The following is a 22408-nucleotide window of genomic DNA, read 5'->3' as shown; positions in this document are numbered from 1 at the left end:
GGATCGGGTGGGAGCCATGCAGCCCCCACAGGCGAAAAAGGAATCGATCAGAGGCTGACCGCTTTATCGCCAGCGCGCTGTTGCGCCAACAGCAGGTTCAACTGGGCGACCTGCTGACGCAGCTGGTCACGTTCGTCTTTAAGTTTACGCAGCTCATCACGGCGCACGGAGACATAGAGGGTCTGGGGTGGGGTTGCAGGCATCAATGTACCCATGAGCACACCTCGCGGTTTTGGCTGGTGACAAGTCAAAGCGTAGACGCTTCACGCGGGGCGCATTCTGAATTCTTTCACCGGGCTTGGGAACTTTTTTGTTTATTGTGGTCTTGCCGTTCGTCGCTGAACCCTCGGGCGGCATGCTGGACTAATCTGAAAAGCTGGACTGTCGTCATCCATTTCGAAAAGGGAGCATTGGCTCATGCAACTGGGAATCATCGGGCTGGGCCGTATGGGCGGCAATATCGCAAGGCGCCTGATGCGCGCCGGTCACCGCACCGTGGTGCACGACCGCAACCGTGAAGCCATCATCGGCCTGGAGGGCGAAGGCGCCCAGGGCGCGCATGACCTCGGTGCACTGGTACAAAAGCTGAAAGCGCCGCGCGCGGTATGGGTGATGCTGCCGGCTGGTGACGCCACCGAGCAGACCATCGCCCAACTGGCCGAAATGCTGGAGCCGGGCGATGCGATCATCGACGGCGGCAACACCTTCTACAAGGACGACATGCGCCGCGCCGCAGAACTGGCCAAGCGCGGCCTGCATTATCTGGACGTCGGGACTTCCGGCGGCGTGTGGGGCCTGGACCGCGGCTACTGCATGATGATCGGTGGCGAAAAGGACGTGTTCGAGCGCCTGGAACCGCTGTTCAAGGCGCTGGCGCCGGGCGTGGGCGACATCCCGCGTACCCATGGCCGCAGCGGCGAGCACCAGCGTGCCGAGCACGGCTACATCCACGCTGGCCCACCCGGCGCCGGGCACTACGTGAAAATGGTGCATAACGGCATCGAGTACGGCCTGATGCAGGCCTATGCCGAAGGCTTCGACCTGCTGCGCAGCAAGGGCGGCAACGAGCTGCCCGAAGACCAGCGCTTCGACCTGAACGTGGCCGAAATTGCCGAAGTGTGGCGACGCGGCAGCGTGGTGACCTCGTGGCTGCTCGACCTTACCGCCGATGCGCTGGTGGCCGACCCTCAGCTGTCGCAATTCAGTGGCTCGGTGTCCGACAGTGGCGAAGGCCGCTGGACCATCGACGCCGCCGTCGAGCAGGCGGTGCCGGTGCCGGTGTTGTCCAGCGCACTGTTCGCGCGCTTCCGCTCGCGCCAGCAACAGGGCACCTACGGTGACAAGATCCTCTCGGCCATGCGCCTGGGCTTCGGTGGCCACGTCGAGAAGAAAGGCGAATGACTAAACAGACCCTTGCGGCCGCCCCCCCTTGTACCCTGTTCCTGTTCGGCGCCAATGGCGACCTGGTCAAGCGCCTGCTGATGCCCGCGCTGTACAACCTCAGCCGCGACGGTTTGCTGGACCGTAACCTGCGCATCGTCGGCGTTGACCATAACCCGGCCAGCGCCGAGGACTTCGCCGCGCGCCTGCACGCGTTCATGGTCGAGCGTGACAAAGGAAGCGAGGGCAGCGCCAAGTGCCTGGACGAGAAGCTATGGGCCCGCCTGGCCAAGCGCCTGGATTACCAGACGGGCGACTTTCTCGATCCGGCCACCTACCAGGCCCTGGCCAGGCGCATCGACAAGACCCGCCACGGCAATGCCATCTTCTACCTTGCCACGTCGCCGCGCTTCTTCCCCGAGGTGGCGCAGCGTCTTGGGCAGGCCGGCCTGCTGGACGAGTCTGCCGGCGGCTTTCGCCGGGTGGTGGTTGAAAAACCGTTCGGCACCGACCTGGCCAGTGCCGAGGCGCTCAACGCCTGCCTGCTGAAGGTGATGGGCGAGCGGCAGATCTACCGCATCGACCATTACCTGGGCAAAGAGACGGTGCAGAATATTCTGGTCAGCCGCTTTTCCAACGGCCTGTTCGAATCGTTCTGGAACAATCACTACATCGACCACGTGCAGATCACCGCAGCGGAAACCGTCGGTGTCGAGACCCGTGGTGCGTTCTATGACAGCACCGGCGCCCTGCGCGACATGGTGCCCAACCACCTGTTCCAGTTGCTGGCGATGGTGGCCATGGAGCCGCCGGCCGCGTTCGGCGCCGATGCGGTGCGCGGTGAAAAGGCCAAGGTGGTCGGCGCTATTCGCCCATGGTCGGCAAAAATGGCCCTGAAGAATTCCGTACGAGGCCAGTACAGCGCCGGCAAGCAGGGGCGCAAGCCGTTGCCAGGCTACCGGCAGGAGGCCAACGTCGCGCCGGATAGCCAGACCGAGACCTACGTGGCGCTGAAGGTGATGATCGACAACTGGCGCTGGGCCGGCGTGCCGTTCTACCTGCGCACCGGCAAGCGCATGAGCGTGCGTGACACCGAGATTGCCATCTGCTTCAAGCCCGCACCGTATGCGCAGTTTCGCGAGTCGGAGCTGGAACGGCCCAAGCCCAACTACCTGAAAATCCAGATCCAGCCCAATGAAGGCATGTGGTTCGACCTGCAAGCCAAACGGCCCGGGCCAGAGCTGGTGATGGAGAATGTCGAGTTGGGTTTTGCCTACAAGGACTTCTTCAAGATGACCCCGGCCACTGGCTACGAGACGCTGATCTATGACTGTCTGACCGGTGACCAGACCCTGTTCCAGCGGGCTGACAACATCGAAAACGGCTGGCGAGCGGTGCAGCCGTTTCTCGATGCCTGGGCCCAGGGCGGCGAAGTGCATGAGTACTCGGCTGGCGAAGATGGGCCTGAGGCCGGCAATGAATTGCTGACCCGCGACAAGCGGGAGTGGCACCGGTTGGGGTGAGAGGTTTCAAGCCTGTGCCGGCCCTTTCGCGGGCAAGCCCGCGCCTACAGGGCATTCCATTCCCTCAGGCACCTGCGAAGCGGGCAGCACAGGCAACCACACAAAGGAGACTCAATGCCTGCCCACATCGAAGACTACGCCCTGCTGGGCAACTGCCGCAGTGCGGCGCTGGTCAGTCGCGATGGCGCGCTGGACTGGCTGTGCCTGCCACGCTTCGACGCCCCCGCCGTGTTCGCGGCCCTGCTGGGCAACGAAGAAAATGGCCGCTGGCGCCTGGCCCCTTGCGACCCGGTAACGCACAGCAGCCGCCAATACCTGGGCGACACCCTGGTGCTGGAAACCACCTGGGTCACCGCCAGCGGTCGTGCCCGGGTGCTCGACTTCATGCCCCTGGGCGAAGTCAATTCGGTGGTGCGCATCGTCGAAGGCTTGGCTGGCGAAACCCATTTCGAAATGGACCTGGTCATGCGCTTCGACTACGGCCGCAGCGTGCCCTGGGTGGAACGGCTTGACCCACTGACCCTCAGTGCCGTCGCCGGCCCTGACCGGTTGATCCTGTGCAGCACCGTGCCCCCGCAAGCCCGCGACCACCACACCGGCTGCCGCTTTCGCGTCAGCACGGGCCAGCGCCAGGTCTTCAGCCTGCGTCACCAGCCCTCGCACTTGCCGGTGCAGCCTGACTGCAACATCGACCACGCCCTGGCAAACACCTGTGAGCAATGGCAGGCCTTCGCCGACCGCTGCCCGCAGGTAGGGCCATATACCGCCCTGGTGCGTCGGTCGCTGCTCACCCTCAAGGCCATGACCTACGCCCCCACCGGCGGTATTGTCGCTGCCGTCACCACGTCGTTGCCTGAGCGTGTGGGTGGCGAGCGCAATTGGGACTACCGCTTCTGTTGGCTGCGCGACGCGACCATGACCCTGCTGGCCTTCATGAACCTTGGTTACTTCGACGAGGCCCAGGCTTGGCGTGAGTGGCTGCTGCGCTCGGTGGCCGGCAACCCCGAGCAGATGCAGATCATGTATGGCCTGGCTGGCGAGCGTGACCTGCAGGAGTACACCTTGCCGTGGTTGGCCGGTTATGAGCATTCGCAGCCGGTGCGGGTGGGCAACGCCGCCTCGGCGCAGACACAACTGGACATCTATGGCGAACTGGCCGATGCGATGACTCAGGCGATCAGGGGCGGGTTGCCCCGTCACCCGCGCAGCGCCGCCATTTCGCGCTTGATATTGCCTTATGTCGAACGCATCTGGCGCGAGCCGGACGAGGGCATCTGGGAAGTGCGTGGCGGCCGGCAGCAGTTCGTGCACTCCAAGGTGATGGCCTGGGTCGCCTTCGACCGCGCCGCAGGGCTGGCCGACACCACAGAAGAAGGCCGCGAGCGCGGGCAGCATTATCGCCAGGTGGCGGACGAAATTCACCGCGACGTGTGCGAGCACGGCCTGGACCCCAGCGGCCGGTTCTTCGTCCAGGCCTATGGTTCGACCGAAATGGACGCCAGCCTGTTGCAGATCGCCCTGACCGGCTTCCTGCCGGCGGATGACCCACGCTTCATGCGCACCCTGGAACAGATCGAACAGCGTCTGATGAAGAACGGCCTGTTGCTGCGCTATGACAGTGACAGCTGCAGCGACGGCCTGACGCCGGGAGAGGGCACCTTCCTGGTGTGTTCGTTCTGGCTGGCTGACGTTTATGTATTGCTGGGGCGCCAGGCCAAAGCCGAAGCGCTGTACCAACACCTGACCGGCCTGTGCAACGACCTCGGCCTGCTGGCCGAACAGTACGACCCGGCCGGCCAGCGCATGCTCGGCAACTTCCCCCAGGCCTTCAGCCAGATAGGCATCATCAACACCGCGCTGAATCTGCACCGCGCACAGTGCCCGGCGCGCGACCGGGCGCGTTGTGGGTAGCGAATGAGTAGGGCGACTGCCTTGACCGGAGTAGACTAGGCCAAACCCTTTCGGCACGGAGCATACATGGGCATTCGCGGTACTGACCGGCAGATCGACAACATCGAGTTCAATGTCAGCGACATCTCACGGAGCAAGGCCTTCTATGGCAGTGTATTCGGCTGGGCGTTCACCGACTACGGGCCGACCTACACCGAGTTCAGCGATGGCCGGTTGACGGGTGGCTTCACCACGGGTGAGCCGGTGCGCCCGGGCGGGCCGCTGGTCATCCTGTACGCTGACGACCTGGAGGCCACGCAGCAACGGATCGAAGCTGCCGGGGCGAAAATCAGCCGGGCGACCTTTGCCTTCCCCGGCGGGCGGCGCTTTCATTTCATCGACCCGGACGGTTATGAGCTGGCGGTGTGGACGGCGCAAGCCTGATGGCCAATCACAAGATCGAAATCCGCCGACGCAATATCGAAAAAATCCTGCAAGCGGCGGAAAAGGTGTTTGCCGAGAAGGGCTACGGCGCCACCTCCATGGGGGATATCGCCGAGCAGGCTGAGCTGCCACGCTCCAACCTGCATTATTACTTCAGCACCAAGGACGAGCTGTTCCGCGCGGTGCTGCAGGACCTGCTGGATGTGTGGAAGCAGGACGCCCTGTGCTTCGAGAACTTCGACGACCCGCGTGTGGTACTGACCAGCTACATTCGGGCGAAGATGGGCCATTCGCGCTCGCGGCCGCTGGGCTCGAAAATCTGGGCCGAAGAGATGCTGCACGGGGCGCCGGTGCTGGGGGTGAACCTCGACGAAAGCCTGGTGCCCTGGGCGAAGATGAAAGAAGCCAAGATCCGCTGCTGGGTGGAAGAGGGGCGTATTCTGCCGGTAGAGCCTTCGGCGTTGCTGTACATGATCTGGGCGTCTACCCAGCACTATGCTGACTTTGGTTACCAGGTGCAGTTGCTCAACGGCGGCGAGGTGCTGTCTGACATGGCCTTCGAGAATGCGGTGCAGACGGTGACCAGCGTGATCTTGCGGGGAATAGGGCTGGAGCCGTGATCCGGCATTCCAGGTGGACGTGGTCTTTTTGTGGGAGCGGCCTTGTGTCGCGATCGGGCCGCGAAGCGGCCCCTCGATGTCTGCATCGCGGCAAAGACTGCTGGGGCCGCTGTGCGGCCCGATCGCGACACAAGGCCGCTCCCACAGGGATCGCGCCAGCTTTTAGAAATTGAGCAAGACAGTTGCTCCCACAGGGGGCGCGTCAGCTGTTCAGGCGGTGACCCGCTTCAACTGGCCTCACGGTAGGAGTTACGCGGATCCTGCGTCCAGTTCAGGTACGGCTTGCCGGTGTCCTGTGCCTCCATTTCGATGCGGTTTTCCACCGGGCAGGTGATCTGGCACAGGTTGCAGCCTACGCACTCCTCTTCGATCACACGGTGACCAGCGTGATCTTGCGGGGAATAGGGCTGGCGCCGTGAACCGGCATACCAGGTGGACGTGGTCTTTTTGTGGGAGCGGCCTTGTGTCGCGATTGGGCCGCGAAGCGGCCCCTCGATGTCTGTATCGCGGCAAAGACTGCTGGGGCCGCTGTGCGGCCCAATCGCGACACAAGGCCGCTCCCACAGGGATCGCGCCAGCTTTTAGAAATTGAGCAAGACAGTTGCTCCCACAGGGGCCGCGTCAGCTGTTCAGGCGGTGACCCGCTTCAACTGGCCTCGCGGTACGGGTTACGCGGATCCTGCGTCCAGTTCAGGTACGGCTTGCCGGTGTCCTGCGCCTCCATTTCGATGCAGTTTTCCACCGGGCAGGTGATCTGACACAGGTTGCAGCCTACGCATTCCTCTTCGATCACACTGTAGGCATGCGTGCCGTCAGCCTTCAGCGTGCTGGCAATCGCCTGGTGCGAGGTGTCCTCGCACGCAATGTGGCAGCGCCCGCAACCAATGCACGCCTCCTGGTCAATGTGCGCTACCGATTTATAGTTGATGTCCAGGTATTTCCAGTCGGTGGTATGCCCCACCGCCTGCCCGCGGAACGCTTCGACAGTGGAATGCCCATGCTGGTCCATCCAGCGTGCCAGGCCGTCCTGCATGTCCTCGACGATACGGAAACCATGCAGCATCGCTGCCGTGCACACCTGCACGGCGCCACTGCCCAGGGCCATGAACTCGGCGGCGTCACGCCAGTTGCCGATGCCGCCAATGCCACAAATCGGCAAGCCCCGCGTTTCCGGGTCGCGGGCGATTTCCGCCACCATGTTCAAGGCGATCGGCTTCACTGCCGAACCGCAGTAACCGCCATGGGTACTCTGGTCCCCGACAATCGGGTGGGCCACCATGCGGTCCAGGTCGACGCTGGTGATCGAGTTGATGGTGTTGATCAACGACACGGCATCGGCCCCGCCTCGGTGCGCGGCACGGGCCGACTGGCGGATATCAGTGATGTTCGGCGTAAGCTTCACGATCACCGGCAGCGCGCAGTACGTCTTGCACCAGCGGGTGACCATTTCCACATATTCCGGCACCTGGCCGACGGCCGCCCCCATGCCGCGCTCCGGCATTCCGTGCGGGCAACCGAAGTTCAGCTCGATGCCATCAGCCCCGGTGGCTTCCACCAGCGGCAGGATGAACTTCCACGATTCCTCTATGCACGGCACCATCAGCGACACGATCAGTGCGCGTTCGGGCCAGTCCTTCTTCACCTGGGTAATTTCACGCAGGTTGATGTCCAGTGAGCGGTCGGTGATCAACTCGATATTGTTGATCCCCTGTACCTGACGGTTGGGGCCATAGTGCGCCGAGTAGCGCGACGACACGTTGACCGCCGCAGGGTCTTCGCCCAGGGTCTTCCAGACCACGCCGCCCCAGCCGGCCTCGAAGGCGCGGACCACGTTGTAGGCCTTGTCGGTTGGCGGTGCTGAGGCCAGCCAGAAGGGGTTGGGTGCCTTGATGCCGGCAAATACGATAGACAAGTCGGCCATTTACGCTGCCTCCACGTTGAGCATGAGTTGGGCATGGATGGCTTCGGCGGCCAGCTTGCCGTGTTGCACGGCCTGCACGGTAAGGTCCTGCCCCAGCGCGGTGCAGTCGCCGCCTGCGTACACGCCCGGCAGGCTGGTCTGCAGGTTTTCGTCCACGCGGATGCGCTCACCCTCGCGGGCCAGTTGCGCAGCCACCGGGTCGCCGAGGCTGGCATCGTCAAAGCGTTGGCCAATGGCCTTGAAAATGGCGTCCGCAGCCAGCTCGAAGGTTTCGCCGGTATCGCGCAGGCGGCCTTCCGCCAGCTCGGTGCGGGCAAAGCGCATGCCGCGGACCCTGCCGGCGTCATCCAGCAGCACGGCATCAGGGCGGGCCCAGGTGTGCAGGCGTACCTGGTTGGCCTTGGCAATGTCCTGCTCGTGGCCGGTAGCGCCCATGTCGGCGTGGCCACGGCGGTAAACCAGGTTGACGTCGCGGGCCCCCAGACGGCTCATCTGCACGGCCATGTCGATGGCCGTGTTGCCAGCACCGATCACCAGGCAGCGGTCGGCCAACGGTAGCTGGCTCAGGTCATCGGCCTGGCGTAGCTCACGGATGTACTCGGTGGCGGCGAGCACGCCGGGTGCTTCCTCGTCGGGCAGCCCTAGCTGGCGCACGGCATTCAGGCCGAGGCCCAGGAACACCGCGTCGTACTGATCGCGCAGTTCGCCCAGGCTGAGGTTGCCACCCAGGCGCTGGCCATGGCGGACTTCGATACCGCCAATGCCCAACAAGAAATCCACTTCACGTTGGGCATAGTCGTCTACCAGCTTGTAGCGGGCGATGCCGTACTCGTTGAGGCCACCGGCTTTGTCGCAGGCCTCGAACACCACCACGTCATGGCCGTGCATGGCCAGGCGGTGGGCGCAGGACAGCCCTGCCGGGCCGGCGCCGACCACGGCGATTCGCTTGCCGGTGGCTGCCGAGCGCTTGAACGGGTGTGCGCTGAACTGGGCGTTGTCCAGGGCGTAACGCTGCAACTGGCCGATCAGCACCGGCGCGCATTCCTGGGCATTGTTGCGCACGCAGGCTTGCTGGCAGAGGATTTCGGTGGGGCACACGCGGGCGCAGCTACCGCCCAGAATGTTGGCCGAAAGAATGCGCTCGGCGGCGCCTTGCAGGTTTTCGTCACTGATGCGGTGTATGAACGAGGGGATGTCAATTTCGCTGGGGCAAGCGTTGACGCAGGGGGCGTCGTAGCAGTACAGGCAGCGTGCACTTTCCAGGGCGGCCTGACGCGCGGTGAGGGGTGGGGCCAGGTCGCTGAAGCGCTCGGCCAACTGGTCGGCGCCGGCCCGGGGGCGCGGCAAATGGTTCAGGGCGTTGGTCACGGTTGTAGCCTCTCTATTTTTTTTGGTGCAGGCGACAGGTATTGCGGTCGATTCTGGGGCCGCTCCCACAGGCGATCGCGGTCCTTGTGGGAGCGGCCTTGCGTCGCGATGGGCTGCACAGCAGCCCCAATGGCTTCAGCGCTGAACAGGCATCGGCCGCTGATGCTCGGCCCGGCGCCCCAGCACCTCATACACCGCCGGGTACGCCGGCCGTTCCACATAGCGCCCCGCGCCCGGCTCGGCGCGCAGGTCGCCATCGGCCCAGAGCACCTTGCCCTGGCTGATGGTGTGGCTTGGGATGCCGCGCACGGTGCGGCCTTCGAAAATGTTGAAGTCCACCTGCTGGTGGTGGGTTTTGGCGGAGATGGTGCGGGTGCCCTGCGGGTCCCACAGCACCAGGTCGGCATCGGCACCCACGCGGATAGCGCCCTTGCGCGGGAACAGGTTGAAGATTTTCGCCGTGTTGGTAGAGGTCAGCGCGACGAATTCGTGCATCGACAAACGCCCGCTGTTGACCCCGGCATCCCACAGTACTGCCATGCGGTCTTCGATGCCGGCGGTGCCGTTGGGGATGCGGCTGAAGTCGTCGCGGCCCATGGCTTTCTGCTCGGCGCAGAAGCAGCAGTGGTCGGTGGCGGTGGTGTGCAGGTTGCCCGATTGCAAGCCGCGCCACAGCGCCTCCTGGTGCTCGCGTGGGCGGAACGGCGGGCTCATCACATAACCGGCGGCGGTGGCCCAGTCCGGGTCACGGTAGACACTGTCGTCCAGCAGCAGGTGGCCGGGCAGCACCTCGCCATACACCGGCTGGCCCTTACCTCGCGCATAGGCGATTTCATCCAGTGCCTCGCGGCTGGAAATGTGCACCAGGTACAACGGCGTGCCGAGGGTTTCGGCAATGCGGATGGCGCGGCTGGCCGCTTCGCCTTCGACCTGCGAAGGGCGCGACAGCGGGTGGGCTTCCGGCCCGGTCATGCCCTGGGCGAGCAGTTTTTTCTGCAGGTGGTACACCAGCTCGCCGTTTTCGGCATGCACGGTGGGCACCGCGCCCAGTTGCAGGCAACGCTCGAAGCTGGCCACCAGGGTATCGTCGGCGGCCATGATCGCATTTTTGTAGGCCATGAAATGCTTGAAGCTGTTCACCCCGTGCTTGGCCACCAGCTCGCCCATCTCTTCGGCCACCTGCTCGCTCCACCAGGTGATGGCGACGTGGAAGCCATAGTCGCTGGCGCTTTTCTGCGCCCAGCCACGCCAGGTGTGGAAGGCCTCCAGCAACGACTGCTGCGGGTTGGGAATGACGAAGTCGATGATCGAGGTGGTGCCGCCAGCCAGGCCCGCAGCGGTGCCGCTGAAGAAGTCCTCGCTGGCCACAGTGCCCATGAACGGCAACTGCATGTGGGTGTGCGGGTCGATGCCGCCGGGCATCAGGTACTGGCCGCTGCCGTCGAGGATCTCGCAGTCGGTGGGCGGTTCGAGGTTTTGCCCGATGGCACGGATCAGGCCATCGGCACACAGGACATCGGCGGGATAACGCTCTTCGTGGGTAACCACGGTGGCGCCACGGATCAACAGGGACATGCCGTTTTCCTCGCAGGCTGACCGGTCTTGGCCGGTTCTTTGCATTGTCATGGATGCCAGGGCGGGCAGGGCGGCCAATCCTGTCAGACCTGACAAGATTCGAGGCTAGATGCTGATTCTGGATTCAGCAAGAAAATTTTCCCATTAAATCTGTGGTTTTTAAGTTACTGATATTTAAAGGAAAAAATTAACGCGCGAATGGGCGATGGGGTTTTCAGGGTATTTGACTAACTTGACAAGATGAAAATCTGGTCGAGATTTCTAAGCACAATTCCGCGTGCGAACTCCGGTCATCGAATCAGCCTGATGAGCGAAAAATAGAAGAAAAACTGGAGAAGGGCCTATGCAACAGAGCAGATCGGAAGTGGTCGAGCAAGATGGCCTGTTCGAGCTGTCCGAGGGCAGCGATGTCCTCGACAGCCCGCGCTACAACCCCGACATAGCACCGACCAAGGTGCACCAGCGCACCTGGAACAAATGGCACATCACCGCCCTGTGGGTGGGCATGTCCATCTGCGTACCCACCTACACCCTCGGCGGTGTCCTCACCGCCTACTTCGGCCTCAGTGTTGGCGAAGCGCTGCTGGCGATCCTGCTGGCCAACGTTATCGTGCTGATCCCGCTTACCCTCAATGCCTTTCCCGGTACCAAGTACGGCATCCCGTTTCCGGTGCTGCTGCGTTCGTCGTTCGGCATTCTTGGCTCCAACGTACCGTGCCTGATCCGCGCAGTGGTTGCCTGTGGGTGGTTCGGTATTCAGACCATGTTCGGCGGGCTGGCCATTCACCTGTTCCTGGGTTCGGTGTTTGACGGCTGGAAGGCGCTGGGCGGGACAGGCGAGGTGATTGGCTTCATGATCTTCTGGTGCCTGAACCTGTGGGTGGTGCTGCGCGGCGCCGAGTCGATCAAGTGGCTGGAAACGCTGTCGGCACCGCTGCTGGTGGCAGTGGGCGTCGGTCTGCTGTTCTGGGCCTTGCCGCACATGTCGATGACCGAACTGTTGGCACAGCCGCCCAAGCGCCCAGAAGGGGCGAGCGTGGTCAGTTACTTCTGCGCCGGGCTTACGGCCATGGTCGGCTTCTGGGCCACACTGTCGCTGAACATTCCCGACTTCAGCCGCTACGCCCGCAGCCAGAAGGACCAGATTCTCGGGCAGATCTTCGGCCTGCCGCTGACCATGTTCCTGTTCGCTGCGCTGGGTGTGGTGCTGACCGCCGCTTCGGCGTCGCTGGTGGGCGAGACGGTGTCCGACCCGGTCACCCTGATCGGCAAGATTCAAAGCCCGTTCTGGGTGGCCCTGGCCATGGCGCTGATCGTGATTGCCACGCTGTCGACCAACACCGCGGCGAACATCGTGTCGCCCACCAATGACTTCCAGAACATTGCCCCACGCCTGATCGGCCGAAGCCGCGCGGTATGGCTGACCGGCTTTATCGGCCTGGCGCTGATGGGGCATGAACTGCTGAAGAAACTGGGCCTGATTGTCTCCGACCTTAGCCTGGAGAGCGTGTATTCCAACTGGCTGCTGGGCTATTCCAGCTTGTTGGGGCCCATTGCCGGCATCATGGTGGTGGACTACTTCCTGATCCGGCGGCAGAAGCTGGACCTGGCCGGGCTATACCGCGACGACGTGTATCCCGCGTGGAACTGGGCCGGTTTTGCCGCCTTCGCCTTGCCAGTAGGGCTGACGGTAATGGCGATTGGCAACAGCAGTTTCAGCTGGTTCTACGACTATGGCTGGTTCACCGGCTCGTTGCTGGGCGGTGCACTGTACGCCGCGCTTGGCGGTTTGGCGGCACGCAACCCGGTGCGGTTGGTCAAACCCTTGCCTTGAGGCCTCGAAGAGGCCCGTACAAACAATAAGAAGCCTGAAGGAGAAGCCCGTGACCCCCGTCAAAGAGATCCTGAAGACCAACGCCCGTCACGTCGACAGCACCCGCCTGTGGCAGTCGCTGATGGACCTGGCCCGGCTCGGCGCCACTGCCAAGGGCGGTGTCTGCCGCCTGGCCTTGACCGACCTCGACCGCCAGGCCCGCGATCTGTTCGTGCAGTGGTGCGAGGCGGCCGGTTGCTCGGTCAGCATCGACGCTGTCGGCAACATATTCGCCCGCCGTCCGGGCCGTAACCCCAAGCTGCCGCCGGTGATGACCGGCAGCCATATCGACACCCAGCCCACCGGCGGCAAGTTCGATGGCTGCTTCGGGGTGATGGCCGGGCTGGAGGTGATCCGTACCCTCAACGACCTGGGCGTGGAAACCGACGCGCCGCTCGAAGTGGTGGTGTGGACCAACGAAGAAGGTTCGCGTTTTGCGCCGTGCATGATGGGTTCAGGGGTGTTCGCCGGCAAGTTCACCCTGGAAGACACCCTGGCCAAGCGCGATGCCCAGGGTGTCAGCGTTGGCGAAGCGTTGAACACCATTGGCTACGCCGGTCCGCGTGCCGTGTCGGGGCACCCGGTGGGGGCGTATTTCGAAGCGCATATCGAGCAGGGTCCTATCCTTGAGGACCAGGCCAAGACCATCGGCGTGGTCCTCGGCGCGCTGGGCCAGAAGTGGTTCGACCTGACCCTGCGCGGTGTTGAAGCCCATGCCGGCCCTACGCCGATGCACCTGCGCAAGGACGCCCTGGTGGGGGCAGCCGCTGTGGTAGAGGCGGTCAACCGCACGGCGCTTGCCCACCAGCCCCACGCTTGTGGCACGGTGGGTTGCCTTCAGGCGTACCCGGGCTCGCGTAACGTGATCCCGGGCGAAGTGCGCATGACCCTCGACTTCCGCCACCTGGAGGGCGAGCAGTTGAATGCGATGATTGCCGATGTGCGCGGGGTGATCGAGGCGACCTGTGCCAAGCATGGCCTGAGCCATGAGCTGGTGCCCACGGCAGACTTCCCGGCACTTTACTTCGACAAAGGCTGTGTCGACGCCGTGCGCGAGTCGGCCAAGGCGCTGGGCCTGCCGCACATGGACATCGTCAGTGGCGCGGGGCATGACGCGATCTTCCTGGCCGAGCTGGGGCCGGCGGGGATGATTTTCGTGCCGTGCGAAAACGGCATCAGTCATAACGAGATCGAGAACGCCACGCCCGATGACCTGGCGGCGGGCTGCGCAGTGTTGTTGCGGGCGATGCTGGCGGCGTCGGAGGCAATTGCCAGCGGGCGGCTGGCGGCCTAGGCACTGGCCTCAAGAAGGCCGTTACGGCCAAGGTGATAGCGCTGCAGGTCCTGCGCCAGGGTCAACTGCCCGCTGTAATGGGCGAGGGCCTCGTCGCGCACGGTGTCGATGTGCGGGCTGCGCCGTGGGTCGTTCTGGTAGCGGGCGCTGAAATGCGTCAGTACCAGGTTGCGCACGCCAGCGGCCTCGGCAAAGCGTGCCACCTCAGCGGCGGTGCTGTGGCCGAACGTGCCCCCGGTGCGTTCGACCACCGCCTGGGTGAAGGTGGCTTCGTGCACCAGTACATCCGCACCCCTGGCGACGGCTGCCAGCAGCGCTGGTTTGTCGTTGTCCCCGCACACGATCACCCGCTGGGGCGGACGCGAAGGGCGCAGGTAGTCGTTGCCGTTCAGCAGTTGCCCATTGAACGTCACGGTCAACCCCTTGGCCAGCTCGCCCCACAGCGGACCACGCGGTATGCCCTCGGCGTCCAGGCGCTGGATGTCCAGGCGTGGCTCAGGGTTGATTTCGGTGAATACGAAACCCACGCTGGGCACCCGGTGCGACAGTTGCACGGTGGTCACCTGCAGGGTCTCGCTGCGCCATGCGATCAGCGCTTCCACGGGCAACAGGCGTAGCTCGAACGGCAGGAAGGTGTCGCTGGCAACCAGGCCCTGGCGTACCCAATCGTGCAGTACGGCGGGCAGGATCACTTCCAGCGGCTGGGTGCGCCCGCTCATGCCCGCGCTGGCCAGCAGGCCGGGCAGGCCGAAGCAATGGTCACCATGCACGTGGGTGATGAAGATCGCGCGCAGGTCGCGGATCGAAAGCGGGGTGTGCAGCAGGCGGTGCTGGGTGCCTTCGCCGCAATCGACCAGATACCAGTGGCTGCCACTGGCTTCGATCACGGCTGTGGCGCTGACATTGCGTGCCTTGGTGGGCACCCCGGCGGAGGTGCCGAGGAACAGCAGGTCCATGCTCAGGCTCCTGTTTCAGGCCAGAAGCGGCCAAGGTGATACGGGGCGCACACCTTAGCCGGATTGCCACCCGCCGTCGACGGCCCGCTAGTTATCCTGTCGCCAGATGAGCTTGCTGGTGTCATACCCTTGCTCCCGGGCGATTGTCAGCAGTTGCTCGCGCTGCTGGTCGGTGACCGCTGGCGTGCGCGAAAGCAGCCACAGGTACTCGCGGTTGGGGTGGCCAACCAGTGCCACGCGGTAGTCCTTGTCGTGGTACAGCACCCAGTACTCGCCCTTGGTCAGGCCCGGTGCCAGGCGGCTGAACCAGTTGTCGAAGCGCACCCACAGCTTGTCGGTACTGCCCGGTTGCTGAGCCTCGGCGATGCCCTTGGCTTCATTCCACTGGCCGTCCTTTTCCTGGCAGCGGTTGGTTACATCGATACGGCCGTCCTCGCGCAAGCCATAGCGCGCTTCGGACTTCACGCAGTTACGCTGGAAGAACATCGGCAGTCGCGCCAGTTCATACCAAGTGCCCTGGTAGCGTTGCAAGTCGACCTGCTGGGTGCGCGGCGGTGCCGGGTGATCGTTGCCGGCGCAGCCGAGCAGGGCCAGGGTCATGCAGGAAAGCAGCAGTGTAGTGCGCAGCGCCATGGGTGACCTCCTTGGAGCGGATGGGGCGTACCTGTGTTTCGACGCCTGTGCGGGGAAAAAGTTGTAGGCGATATTGCCTGCGGGTAAACCCGTGCAGGAGCGGGTTTACCCGCGAAAGGGCCCGCACAGGTCCGCACAGGCCTGCCTCACAGCCAGTACGTCACCGCCCACCATCCCAACCCGCCCATCACCACGGTATAGGGCAGCGCCATCCACACCATCCGTCCATACGACAGCCGGATCAGCGGCGCAATGGCCGAGGTCAGCAGGAACAGGAACGCCGCCTGCCCGTTCGGCGTCGCCACGCTTGGCAGGTTGGTGCCGGTGTTGATCGCCACCGCCAGTGTTTCGAAATGCTCGCGGCTCATGCTGCCGTTGAGAAATGCCTGCTTCACTTCGGTGATGTAGATGGTGGCAACGAACACATTGTCGCTGATCGCCGACAGCAAACCGTTGGCCAGATACAGCATGCCCGGTTGCTGTTCGGCCGGCAGCGTCAGCACCCAGCTGATCAATGGGCTGAACAATTGTTGCTGATGAATCACCGCGACCACGGCAAAGAACACCACCAACAGCGAGGTGAATGGCATGGCGTCCTGGAAGGCACGGCCCAGGCGGTGCTCGTCGGTGATGCCGGTGAAGGCCGTGATCAGTACGATCACCATCAGGCCGATCAGGCCGACCTCGGCCACATGCAGCCCCAGGCAGATGATCAGGATCAGGGCAGCAAGCCCTTGTACCCACAGCGCGATGCGCTGGGCCTGGGTGCGTGCGGCATCGTCCTCGGCGGCATAGGCAGCCAGTACCTGGCGCACTGTTTCAGGCATCAGCGTGCCGTAGCCGAACAGGCGCAGCTTCTCCAGCAACACGCAGGTCAGCAGGCCGGCACCCAGCACCGGTATCGACACGGGCGCCACCTTGAGGAAGAAGTCAGCGAAGTGCCAGCCCATCTCGTGGCCGATCAGCAGGTTCTGCGGCTCGCCCACCAGCGTGCACACGCCACCCAAGGCGGTACCCACTGCGCCGTGCATCAGCAAGCTGCGCAGGAACGCGCGGAACTGGTTCAGGTCGTCACGGTGTAACTGCGCCACTTGCTGGTCGCTGTCCAGTGCGCTGTCTTCACGCGGGTTGGCGCCGGACGCCACGCGATGGTAGACCGCATAAAAGCCGACCGCGGCGCTGATGATCACGGCCGTCACCGTCAGCGCATCGAGAAACGCCGAAAGGAATGCCGACAGTACGCAGAACAGTAGCGACAGCATGGCTTTTGAACGCACACCCAGCAGAATGCGCGAGAACAGGAACAGCAGCAGTTCCTTCATGAAATGGATACCGGCGACCATGAACATCAGCAGCAGGATTACCGGGAAGTTGTGCTGCAGTTCTTCGTACAGTGCCTGCGGCGTGGTCATCTGCAACAGCAGGGCTTCGATCAGCAACAATCCGCCGGGCATCAGCGGGTAGCACTTCAGCGCCATGCCCAGGGTGAAGATGAACTCGATTACCAGCGCCCACCCTGCTGCAGCCGGGCCAATGGTTGCCAGCAGAAGCGGATTGAGCACCAGGAACAGGCAGATGACCGCTTTGTACCAAAGCGGCGACTGGCCCAGGAAACCGTGAGCGAGGGCGCCGGTCAGGGAGCGCGACATGAATATGTATCCTTATGATTCAGCGATGGCGCACGGTGCCGGATCATTGCGCCTTAGGCAAGGCATACAGTCCCGTTTTTGGCACAAGTACGGTCATCGGCATGAGTTAACATCCGGACCATGAACTTTTCGCCCGCAGGAGTGCCGCCCGTGACCGAGTACAGTGCATTAAAGGTCGAACTGACCGACAGCGTCGCCCATGTTCAGATCAATCGCCCAGAGAAGGTCAACGCAATGAATGCGGCCTTCTGGGAGGAAATCGTCGACATCTTCCAGTGGATCGATGACACCGATGCCGTGCGCGCGGTGGTGATCAGCGGCGCTGGCAAGCACTTTTCCGCCGGTATCGACCTGATGATGCTGGCCTCGCTGGCTGGGCAGATGGGCAAGGACGTGGGCCGCAATGCACGCTTCCTGCGCAAGACCATCCAGCGGCTGCAGGCCTCGTTCACCGCTGTGGACACGTGCCGCAAACCCGTACTGGCGGCCGTGCAAGGCTACTGCATCGGCGGCGCCATCGACCTCATCTCGGCGTGCGACATGCGCTACTGCAGCAGTGACGCGCAGTTCTCGATCAAGGAAATCGACATGGGTATGGCGGCCGATGTTGGCACATTGCAACGTTTGCCACGCATCATTGGCGACGGCATCATGCGGGAGCTGGCGTTTACCGGGCGCAATGTCGAGGCCGACGAGGCGCTGCGCATCGGCCTGGTCAACCGAGTCTATGATGATCAGGCCGCACTGATGGACGGCGTCTTTGCCATCGCCCGCGAGATTGCCGCAAAATCGCCGATCGCTGTGGCCGGCACCAAGGAAATGCTCAGCTACATGCGTGACCATCGCATCGACGATGGCCTGGACTACATTGCCACCTGGAACGCCGCAATGCTGCAGTCCGAAGACCTGCGCGTGGCTGTGGCGGCGCACATGAGCAAACAGAAACCGACGTTCGCCGACTGATCGGGCCGGGGGACGCGCAGTAAAGGAACCCCCGACATGTCAGCACGCTGGACTACTGCAGTACTCGACCCACAGATGACCGGGGGGCTGGCCGTGGCCCGCAGCCCTGAAGGGTTTCTGGTGGACGCCAACGGCGCGCTGTTCCCCCGCGACTGGCTCAAGCGCCAGGACCTCGACGTGCTGTGCGAGCACGGCATCGGTCACTTTGACGGCCAGCCGGTGTTCCTGCTGGAACTGCGCAGCGCCACTGATGTGCCTGGCTGCAGCTGGCGCGGCCTGCGTGCGTTCATGCTCGAAGGCGACTTCGACACCTACAAGGTGCTGGGCTATGCCGCACAAATCGGTACCTGGGCGCGCGAGCATCGCTTCTGCGGCAGCTGCGGCCAGGCGATGACGCAAATTCGCTGGGAGCGGGCGATGTATTGCCAGCCCTGCGACCTGCGCAGCTATCCGCGCATTTCACCCAGCATGATCGTGCTGGTGACCCGCGGTGATGAAATCCTGCTGGCGCGTTCGCCACGCTTCGTTACCGGGGTGTACAGCACCTTGGCAGGTTTTGCCGAGCCGGGTGAATCGGCCGAAGACTGCCTGGTGCGCGAAGTGCGCGAAGAAGTGGCGGTGGAGGTGCGGAACATCCAGTACGTCGGCAGCCAGTGCTGGCCGTTTCCGCATTCGATGATGCTGGGTTTTCATGCTGAGTACGCCGGTGGCGAGATTGTCATGCAACCGGACGAGATCGAGGACGCCAAGTGGTTCAGCGTCCACGACCTGCCGCCGCTGCCGGCCGGGCGGTCCATTGCCCGTTACCTGATCGATCTGTATGTTGCGCGGCGGCTGGGCTGTGATATCCCTGCTTTCCCGTCCTAGCTGCAGTGAACAATGTGCTCCGACTAGGCGCAGGGCGCAGGCAATGGTCATTCCATTGCCAAAGCCCCTCAGGCCTGCCCGAACCAGTGTTGCCACGCTAAGCGCACGGTCAACGCCAGCACCACGGTGATGAACACTGGGCGGATGAACTTGCTGCCGCCGCTGATCGCCGTGCGTGCGCCGAAAAAGGCGCCGACCATGACCGACAGGCCCATGCACAGGCCGACGATGTAGTCCACCTGCCCGGAAATGATGAACACCGTCAGCGCCGCGATGTTGCTGACGAAGTTCATGCTGCGCGCCACGCCGCTGGCGCGTACCAGGTCGATGGGGTACAGCAGCAGGGTACTGACCGTCCAGAACGCCCCGGTACCCGGGCCGGCTACGCCGTCGTAGAAGCCCAGGGTGAAGCCTTGCGGCACTTGCCACTTTTTCTTGATCGGTGCATCGGCATCCAGCGGCGCCTTGGGCGTGCCGCCGAACAACAGGTAGATGCCACAGGCGAAGACGATCACTGGCAGCATCTTGTTCAGCCATTCGGCTGGCATGTAGTGGGCGATGACGGCGCCGAGCAACGCCCCGGTCAAGGTGGCGAACAACGCCGGGCGCCACTGCGCCGGGTGGAACAGTTTGCGTTTGTAGTAAGTGAAACCTGCAGTGGCCGAGCCGAAGGTGGAACTGAGCTTGTTGGTGCCCAGTACCAGGTGCGGTGGCATGCCGGCGGTGAGCAGGGCCGGGGTGGTGAGCAGGCCCCCGCCACCGGCGATGGCATCGATGAATCCGGCGACGAAGGCGACCAGCGCCAGGATGAGTAGGGTTAGGGGTTCTACGGTGAGTTCGAAGGGCATGGGTTTTTGGCAGGCGGGGAGGCAAGGAGGCGGCAAAGTGCTGCACTAGAAGGGACACATGGTAATCCTGGGGAAGGTGTGTTGCCAGTGCCGGCCCTTTCGCGGGCAAGCCCGCGTAATCCCGTAGGAGCGGGTTTACCCGCGAAAGGGCCGGTACTGGCGAAAACATCAACTACGGATAAACGCCAGCAAATCCGCATTGATCACATCGGCATGGGTGGTGGGCATGCCATGCGGGTAGCCTTTGTAGGTTTTCAGCGTGCCATTGGGCAGCAGCCTGGCCGACAGTACCCCGGAATTTTCGTATGGCACGATCTGGTCATCGTCGCCGTGCATCACCAGCACCGGCTGCTGGATGCCCTTCAGGTCCTCGGTGAAATCGGTCTGGGAAAACGCCACGATGCCATCGTAATGGGCCTTTGCACTGCCGATCATGCCTTGGCGCCACCAGTTGCCGATGATGCCTTCGCTGGCTTCGACCCCTGGGCGGTTGTAGCCGTAGAACGGCCCTGCAGGTACATCCCGGTAGAACTGCGCCCGGTTGCTGGCAACCTGGGCCTGGAAACCGTCGAATACCGACTTGGGCAGGCCACCGGGGTTGCCGGGGGTTTGTACCATCAAGGGGGGGACGGCTGCGATCAGCACGGCCTTGGCCACCTTGTCTTCAGGGTGCCGGGCCATGTAGCGCACCACCTCGCCGCCGCCGGTCGAGTGGCCGACATGCACGGCGCCCTGGGTGCCCAGGTGGGCGACCACGGCGGCTACGTCGTCGGCATAGTGGTCCATGTCGTGGCCGTCCCATACCTGGCTGGAGCGGCCATGGCCCCGCCGGTCGTGGGCGACCACGCGGTAGCCTTCAGCGAGGAAGAACAGCATCTGCGCGTCCCAGTCATCGGCACTGAGCGGCCAGCCGTGGTGGAAGTGGATCACCGGTGCATCGCGCGGGCCCCAGTCCTTGTAGAAAATCTGTACGCCGTCCTTCGTGGTTACATAGCTCATGGTCGTGTCTCCTGGGTGCAGGAAGCGAAGGGAGCTATTGAGAATAGGAGGGTTTTTGGCGGGTATCAGGAAGTTGTGGTGCCTGTGCGGGCCTCTTCGCGGGTGAAAGGGACCTCACAGTGTAGGAGCGGGTTCACCCGCGAAGAGGCCCGCACAGGCAATACTGATGCCCTTCAGACGCGGTCGCGCATGCGGTACCAGGCCTTTGCCGCCGCTTCCAATGGCGCAGCCAACAGGTCGCCACCGGGGAAGCGGCCGTTGTCGATGCCTTGGTACAGCGCCAACAGTTCTTCATCGCCGAGAATGGCATCACTCACCGCCCGCGCCGCCGCCAACGTCGGCAGAACGCCATGGCCGGAGAAACCCTGCAGCCAGTAGCGCTGGCCCTCGCGGCCGACGTCCGGGGTGCGTTGCATGCTGCAATCAATATGGCCACCCCAGGCATAGTCGATGGCTACCCCGGCCAGTTGCGGGAATACCCGCTCCAGGTACGGGCGGGTAGCGCTGGCGACGTCCTTGGGAATGCCGCCCAGGTATGTGCAGCCGCCACCGAACAGCAGGCGGTGGTCTGGGGTGAGGCGGAAGTAGTCGGGTACGAACTGGTTGTCGATCACGCAACTGTTGCGAGGTAGTAACGAATGGGCCAAGTCGGCATCCAGAGGCGCAGTGGCGACCTGGTAGGAACCGACTGGCAACAGGCGACGCGACAGGCTGCGGTCAAGGCGGTCGATGTAGGCGTTGCAGGCCAGCACCAATACCTGGCAGCGAACTTCGCCACGGTCGGTACGGGCGACATAGCCGTCGCGAGCCTGCTGGTAGCTGAGCACCTGGCTCTGTTCGTAGATTTGCCCGCCGGCAGCCTCGATGGTACTGGCCAGGCCCTGTGCCAGTTTCAGCGGGTTGAGGTGGGCACCTTTGGCGTCGTACAGCGCGGCCTGGTAGCGCGGGCTGTCGATCCATTGCGGCAACTCGTCACGGCCGATCAGGCGCAGGGCGTCGTAACCCCATTTATGCTCGGCATCATGCAGGGCCTCTTCGAGCATTTTTACCCGGCGCGGCAATACCGCAGTCCACAGGCTGCCCGGCCGGTAGTCGATGTCGAAGCCGTGGCGCTGGGGCAGTTCGCGCATCTCGTCGGCGGCCCAGCACATGCTGGCCCATAGCCGTTGGGTGCGTTCGATGCCAAGGGCCTGCTCCAGCGGCGGCATGTCGCACGACCAGCCCAGCAGCGCCTGGCCACCGTTGCGTCCGGAGGCCGCCCAGGCAACCCGGCTGGCTTCCAGCAGCGTTACGCGTTTGCCGGCCTGGGTCAGGCGCAGGGCAGTGTGCAGGCCGCTGAAACCGGCGCCGATGATCAGCACATCGGTGTCCTGAGTGCCTTGCAGGGTAGGGCGTAATGGGATGTTGGCGGGGTAGGTCTGGGCGTAGTAACTGGCGACGTGCTGGGCGGATTGTTTGAACATGCCGGATTTTCCGTGAAAATTATTATGTTTATTTTCATGAAAATCTAGCAGTTAAATTTCACGTTGCCAATGTGTTGGTCGGGGTTTGTGGTTTGCCTGTGGTTAATGTGTTGCCTGGGCTGGCCTCTTCGCGGGTGAACCC

General features: G+C 63.5%; 19 protein-coding genes and 1 pseudogene. 9 read left to right on the top strand and 11 right to left on the bottom strand.

Annotated features, from left to right (window positions below; all coding sequences use genetic code 11):
- Positions 1 to 47: 47 nt before the first annotated feature.
- Positions 48 to 215 (bottom strand): DUF6026 family protein, encoded by a 168-nt coding sequence (locus V6093_RS08920; protein ID WP_003251280.1) that lies wholly within the window; start codon positions 213 to 215, stop codon positions 48 to 50.
- 202 nt (positions 216 to 417) lie between these two features.
- Here V6093_RS08920 and gnd point away from each other — a divergent pair, with 202 nt between their 5' ends.
- The 5 genes from gnd (at position 418) to V6093_RS08895 (ending at position 5857) form a co-directional block, all read left to right on the top strand.
- A complete protein-coding gene (gene gnd, locus V6093_RS08915; protein ID WP_047604817.1) occupies positions 418 to 1401 on the top strand; it encodes a phosphogluconate dehydrogenase (NAD(+)-dependent, decarboxylating) in 984 nt (327 codons plus the stop codon).
- Positions 1398 to 2903 carry a glucose-6-phosphate dehydrogenase gene (gene zwf, locus V6093_RS08910; RefSeq protein WP_012051802.1) on the top strand — a complete coding sequence of 502 codons (1506 nt, stop codon included), beginning with the start codon at positions 1398 to 1400 and terminating at the stop codon, positions 2901 to 2903. The genes gnd and zwf overlap by 4 nt, the downstream gene beginning before the upstream one ends.
- Positions 2904 to 3017: 114 nt before the next feature.
- Positions 3018 to 4814, top strand: a complete 1797-nt coding sequence (locus V6093_RS08905) for a glycoside hydrolase family 15 protein (protein ID WP_064614867.1) — start codon at positions 3018 to 3020, stop codon at positions 4812 to 4814.
- A 66-nt stretch (positions 4815 to 4880) separates the two neighbouring features.
- Positions 4881 to 5237 carry a VOC family protein gene (locus V6093_RS08900; RefSeq protein ID WP_003251273.1) on the top strand — a complete coding sequence of 119 codons (357 nt, stop codon included), beginning with the start codon at positions 4881 to 4883 and terminating at the stop codon, positions 5235 to 5237.
- Positions 5237 to 5857, top strand: coding sequence for a TetR/AcrR family transcriptional regulator (locus tag V6093_RS08895; protein ID WP_012051805.1), 621 nt, complete (start codon positions 5237 to 5239; stop codon positions 5855 to 5857). The genes V6093_RS08900 and V6093_RS08895 overlap by 1 nt, the downstream gene beginning before the upstream one ends.
- 227 nt (positions 5858 to 6084) lie before the next feature.
- Here V6093_RS08895 and V6093_RS08890 read toward each other — a convergent pair.
- From V6093_RS08890 to hydA, 4 genes and pseudogenes are all read right to left on the bottom strand, one after another.
- Positions 6085 to 6231 (bottom strand): annotated as a pseudogene (locus tag V6093_RS08890) (4Fe-4S binding protein); the annotation flags it as partial.
- A 272-nt stretch (positions 6232 to 6503) separates the two neighbouring features.
- On the bottom strand, positions 6504 to 7778 hold the full coding sequence (gene preA, locus V6093_RS08885) for an NAD-dependent dihydropyrimidine dehydrogenase subunit PreA (protein WP_406669773.1): 1275 nt from the start codon (positions 7776 to 7778) through the stop codon (positions 6504 to 6506).
- A complete protein-coding gene (locus tag V6093_RS08880) occupies positions 7779 to 9146 on the bottom strand; it encodes an NAD(P)-dependent oxidoreductase (protein ID WP_014860805.1) in 1368 nt (455 codons plus the stop codon).
- A 135-nt stretch (positions 9147 to 9281) separates the two neighbouring features.
- A complete protein-coding gene (gene hydA, locus V6093_RS08875) occupies positions 9282 to 10721 on the bottom strand; it encodes a dihydropyrimidinase (RefSeq protein WP_017148215.1) in 1440 nt (479 codons plus the stop codon).
- Between the two features lie 343 nt (positions 10722 to 11064).
- Here hydA and V6093_RS08870 point away from each other — a divergent pair, with 343 nt between their 5' ends.
- Both V6093_RS08870 and V6093_RS08865 read left to right on the top strand, forming a co-directional pair.
- Positions 11065 to 12555, top strand: a complete 1491-nt coding sequence (locus V6093_RS08870; RefSeq protein WP_047604814.1) for an NCS1 family nucleobase:cation symporter-1 — start codon at positions 11065 to 11067, stop codon at positions 12553 to 12555.
- A 49-nt stretch (positions 12556 to 12604) separates the two neighbouring features.
- A complete protein-coding gene (locus V6093_RS08865; protein WP_060546239.1) occupies positions 12605 to 13888 on the top strand; it encodes a Zn-dependent hydrolase in 1284 nt (427 codons plus the stop codon).
- Here V6093_RS08865 and V6093_RS08860 read toward each other — a convergent pair.
- From V6093_RS08860 to nhaB, 3 genes are all read right to left on the bottom strand, one after another.
- Positions 13885 to 14844 carry a ribonuclease Z gene (locus V6093_RS08860; RefSeq protein ID WP_003251258.1) on the bottom strand — a complete coding sequence of 320 codons (960 nt, stop codon included), beginning with the start codon at positions 14842 to 14844 and terminating at the stop codon, positions 13885 to 13887. The two genes, V6093_RS08865 and V6093_RS08860, sit on opposite strands and share 4 nt — an antisense overlap.
- Before the next feature lie 87 nt (positions 14845 to 14931).
- Positions 14932 to 15477 (bottom strand): lipocalin family protein, encoded by a 546-nt coding sequence (locus tag V6093_RS08855; protein ID WP_003251256.1) that lies wholly within the window; start codon positions 15475 to 15477, stop codon positions 14932 to 14934.
- A 146-nt stretch (positions 15478 to 15623) separates the two neighbouring features.
- On the bottom strand, positions 15624 to 17126 hold the full coding sequence (nhaB, locus tag V6093_RS08850; protein ID WP_003251254.1) for a sodium/proton antiporter NhaB: 1503 nt from the start codon (positions 17124 to 17126) through the stop codon (positions 15624 to 15626).
- A 150-nt stretch (positions 17127 to 17276) separates the two neighbouring features.
- Here nhaB and V6093_RS08845 point away from each other — a divergent pair, with 150 nt between their 5' ends.
- Together V6093_RS08845 and nudC are read left to right on the top strand one after the other, a co-directional pair.
- Positions 17277 to 18089: a crotonase/enoyl-CoA hydratase family protein gene (locus tag V6093_RS08845; RefSeq protein ID WP_004576977.1), complete on the top strand. Its 813-nt coding sequence runs from the start codon at positions 17277 to 17279 to the stop codon at positions 18087 to 18089.
- A gap of 36 nt (positions 18090 to 18125) precedes the next feature.
- A complete protein-coding gene (nudC, locus tag V6093_RS08840) occupies positions 18126 to 18956 on the top strand; it encodes an NAD(+) diphosphatase (RefSeq protein ID WP_012051813.1) in 831 nt (276 codons plus the stop codon).
- 68 nt (positions 18957 to 19024) lie between these two features.
- Here nudC and V6093_RS08835 read toward each other — a convergent pair whose 3' ends face one another.
- The 3 genes from V6093_RS08835 to V6093_RS08825 all read right to left on the bottom strand — a co-directional run bounded on the left by V6093_RS08835 (position 19025) and on the right by V6093_RS08825 (position 22266).
- Positions 19025 to 19804, bottom strand: coding sequence for a TSUP family transporter (locus V6093_RS08835; RefSeq protein ID WP_003251244.1), 780 nt, complete (start codon positions 19802 to 19804; stop codon positions 19025 to 19027).
- 168 nt (positions 19805 to 19972) lie between these two features.
- The gene (locus tag V6093_RS08830) at positions 19973 to 20803 is read right to left on the bottom strand and encodes an alpha/beta fold hydrolase (protein ID WP_047604811.1); all 831 of its coding nucleotides are present in this window, start codon (positions 20801 to 20803) and stop codon (positions 19973 to 19975) included.
- 173 nt (positions 20804 to 20976) lie between these two features.
- The gene (locus V6093_RS08825; RefSeq protein ID WP_047604810.1) at positions 20977 to 22266 is read right to left on the bottom strand and encodes an FAD-binding oxidoreductase; all 1290 of its coding nucleotides are present in this window, start codon (positions 22264 to 22266) and stop codon (positions 20977 to 20979) included.
- Positions 22267 to 22408 lie beyond the last annotated feature (142 nt).

This window comes from Pseudomonas putida group bacterium ESBL64 (assembly GCF_045277175.1).
GTDB lineage: Bacteria > Pseudomonadota > Gammaproteobacteria > Pseudomonadales > Pseudomonadaceae > Aquipseudomonas > Aquipseudomonas alloputida.
Note: the sequence above shows the minus strand (reverse complement) of the source record. Positions and strands in the feature narration are given on the sequence as shown.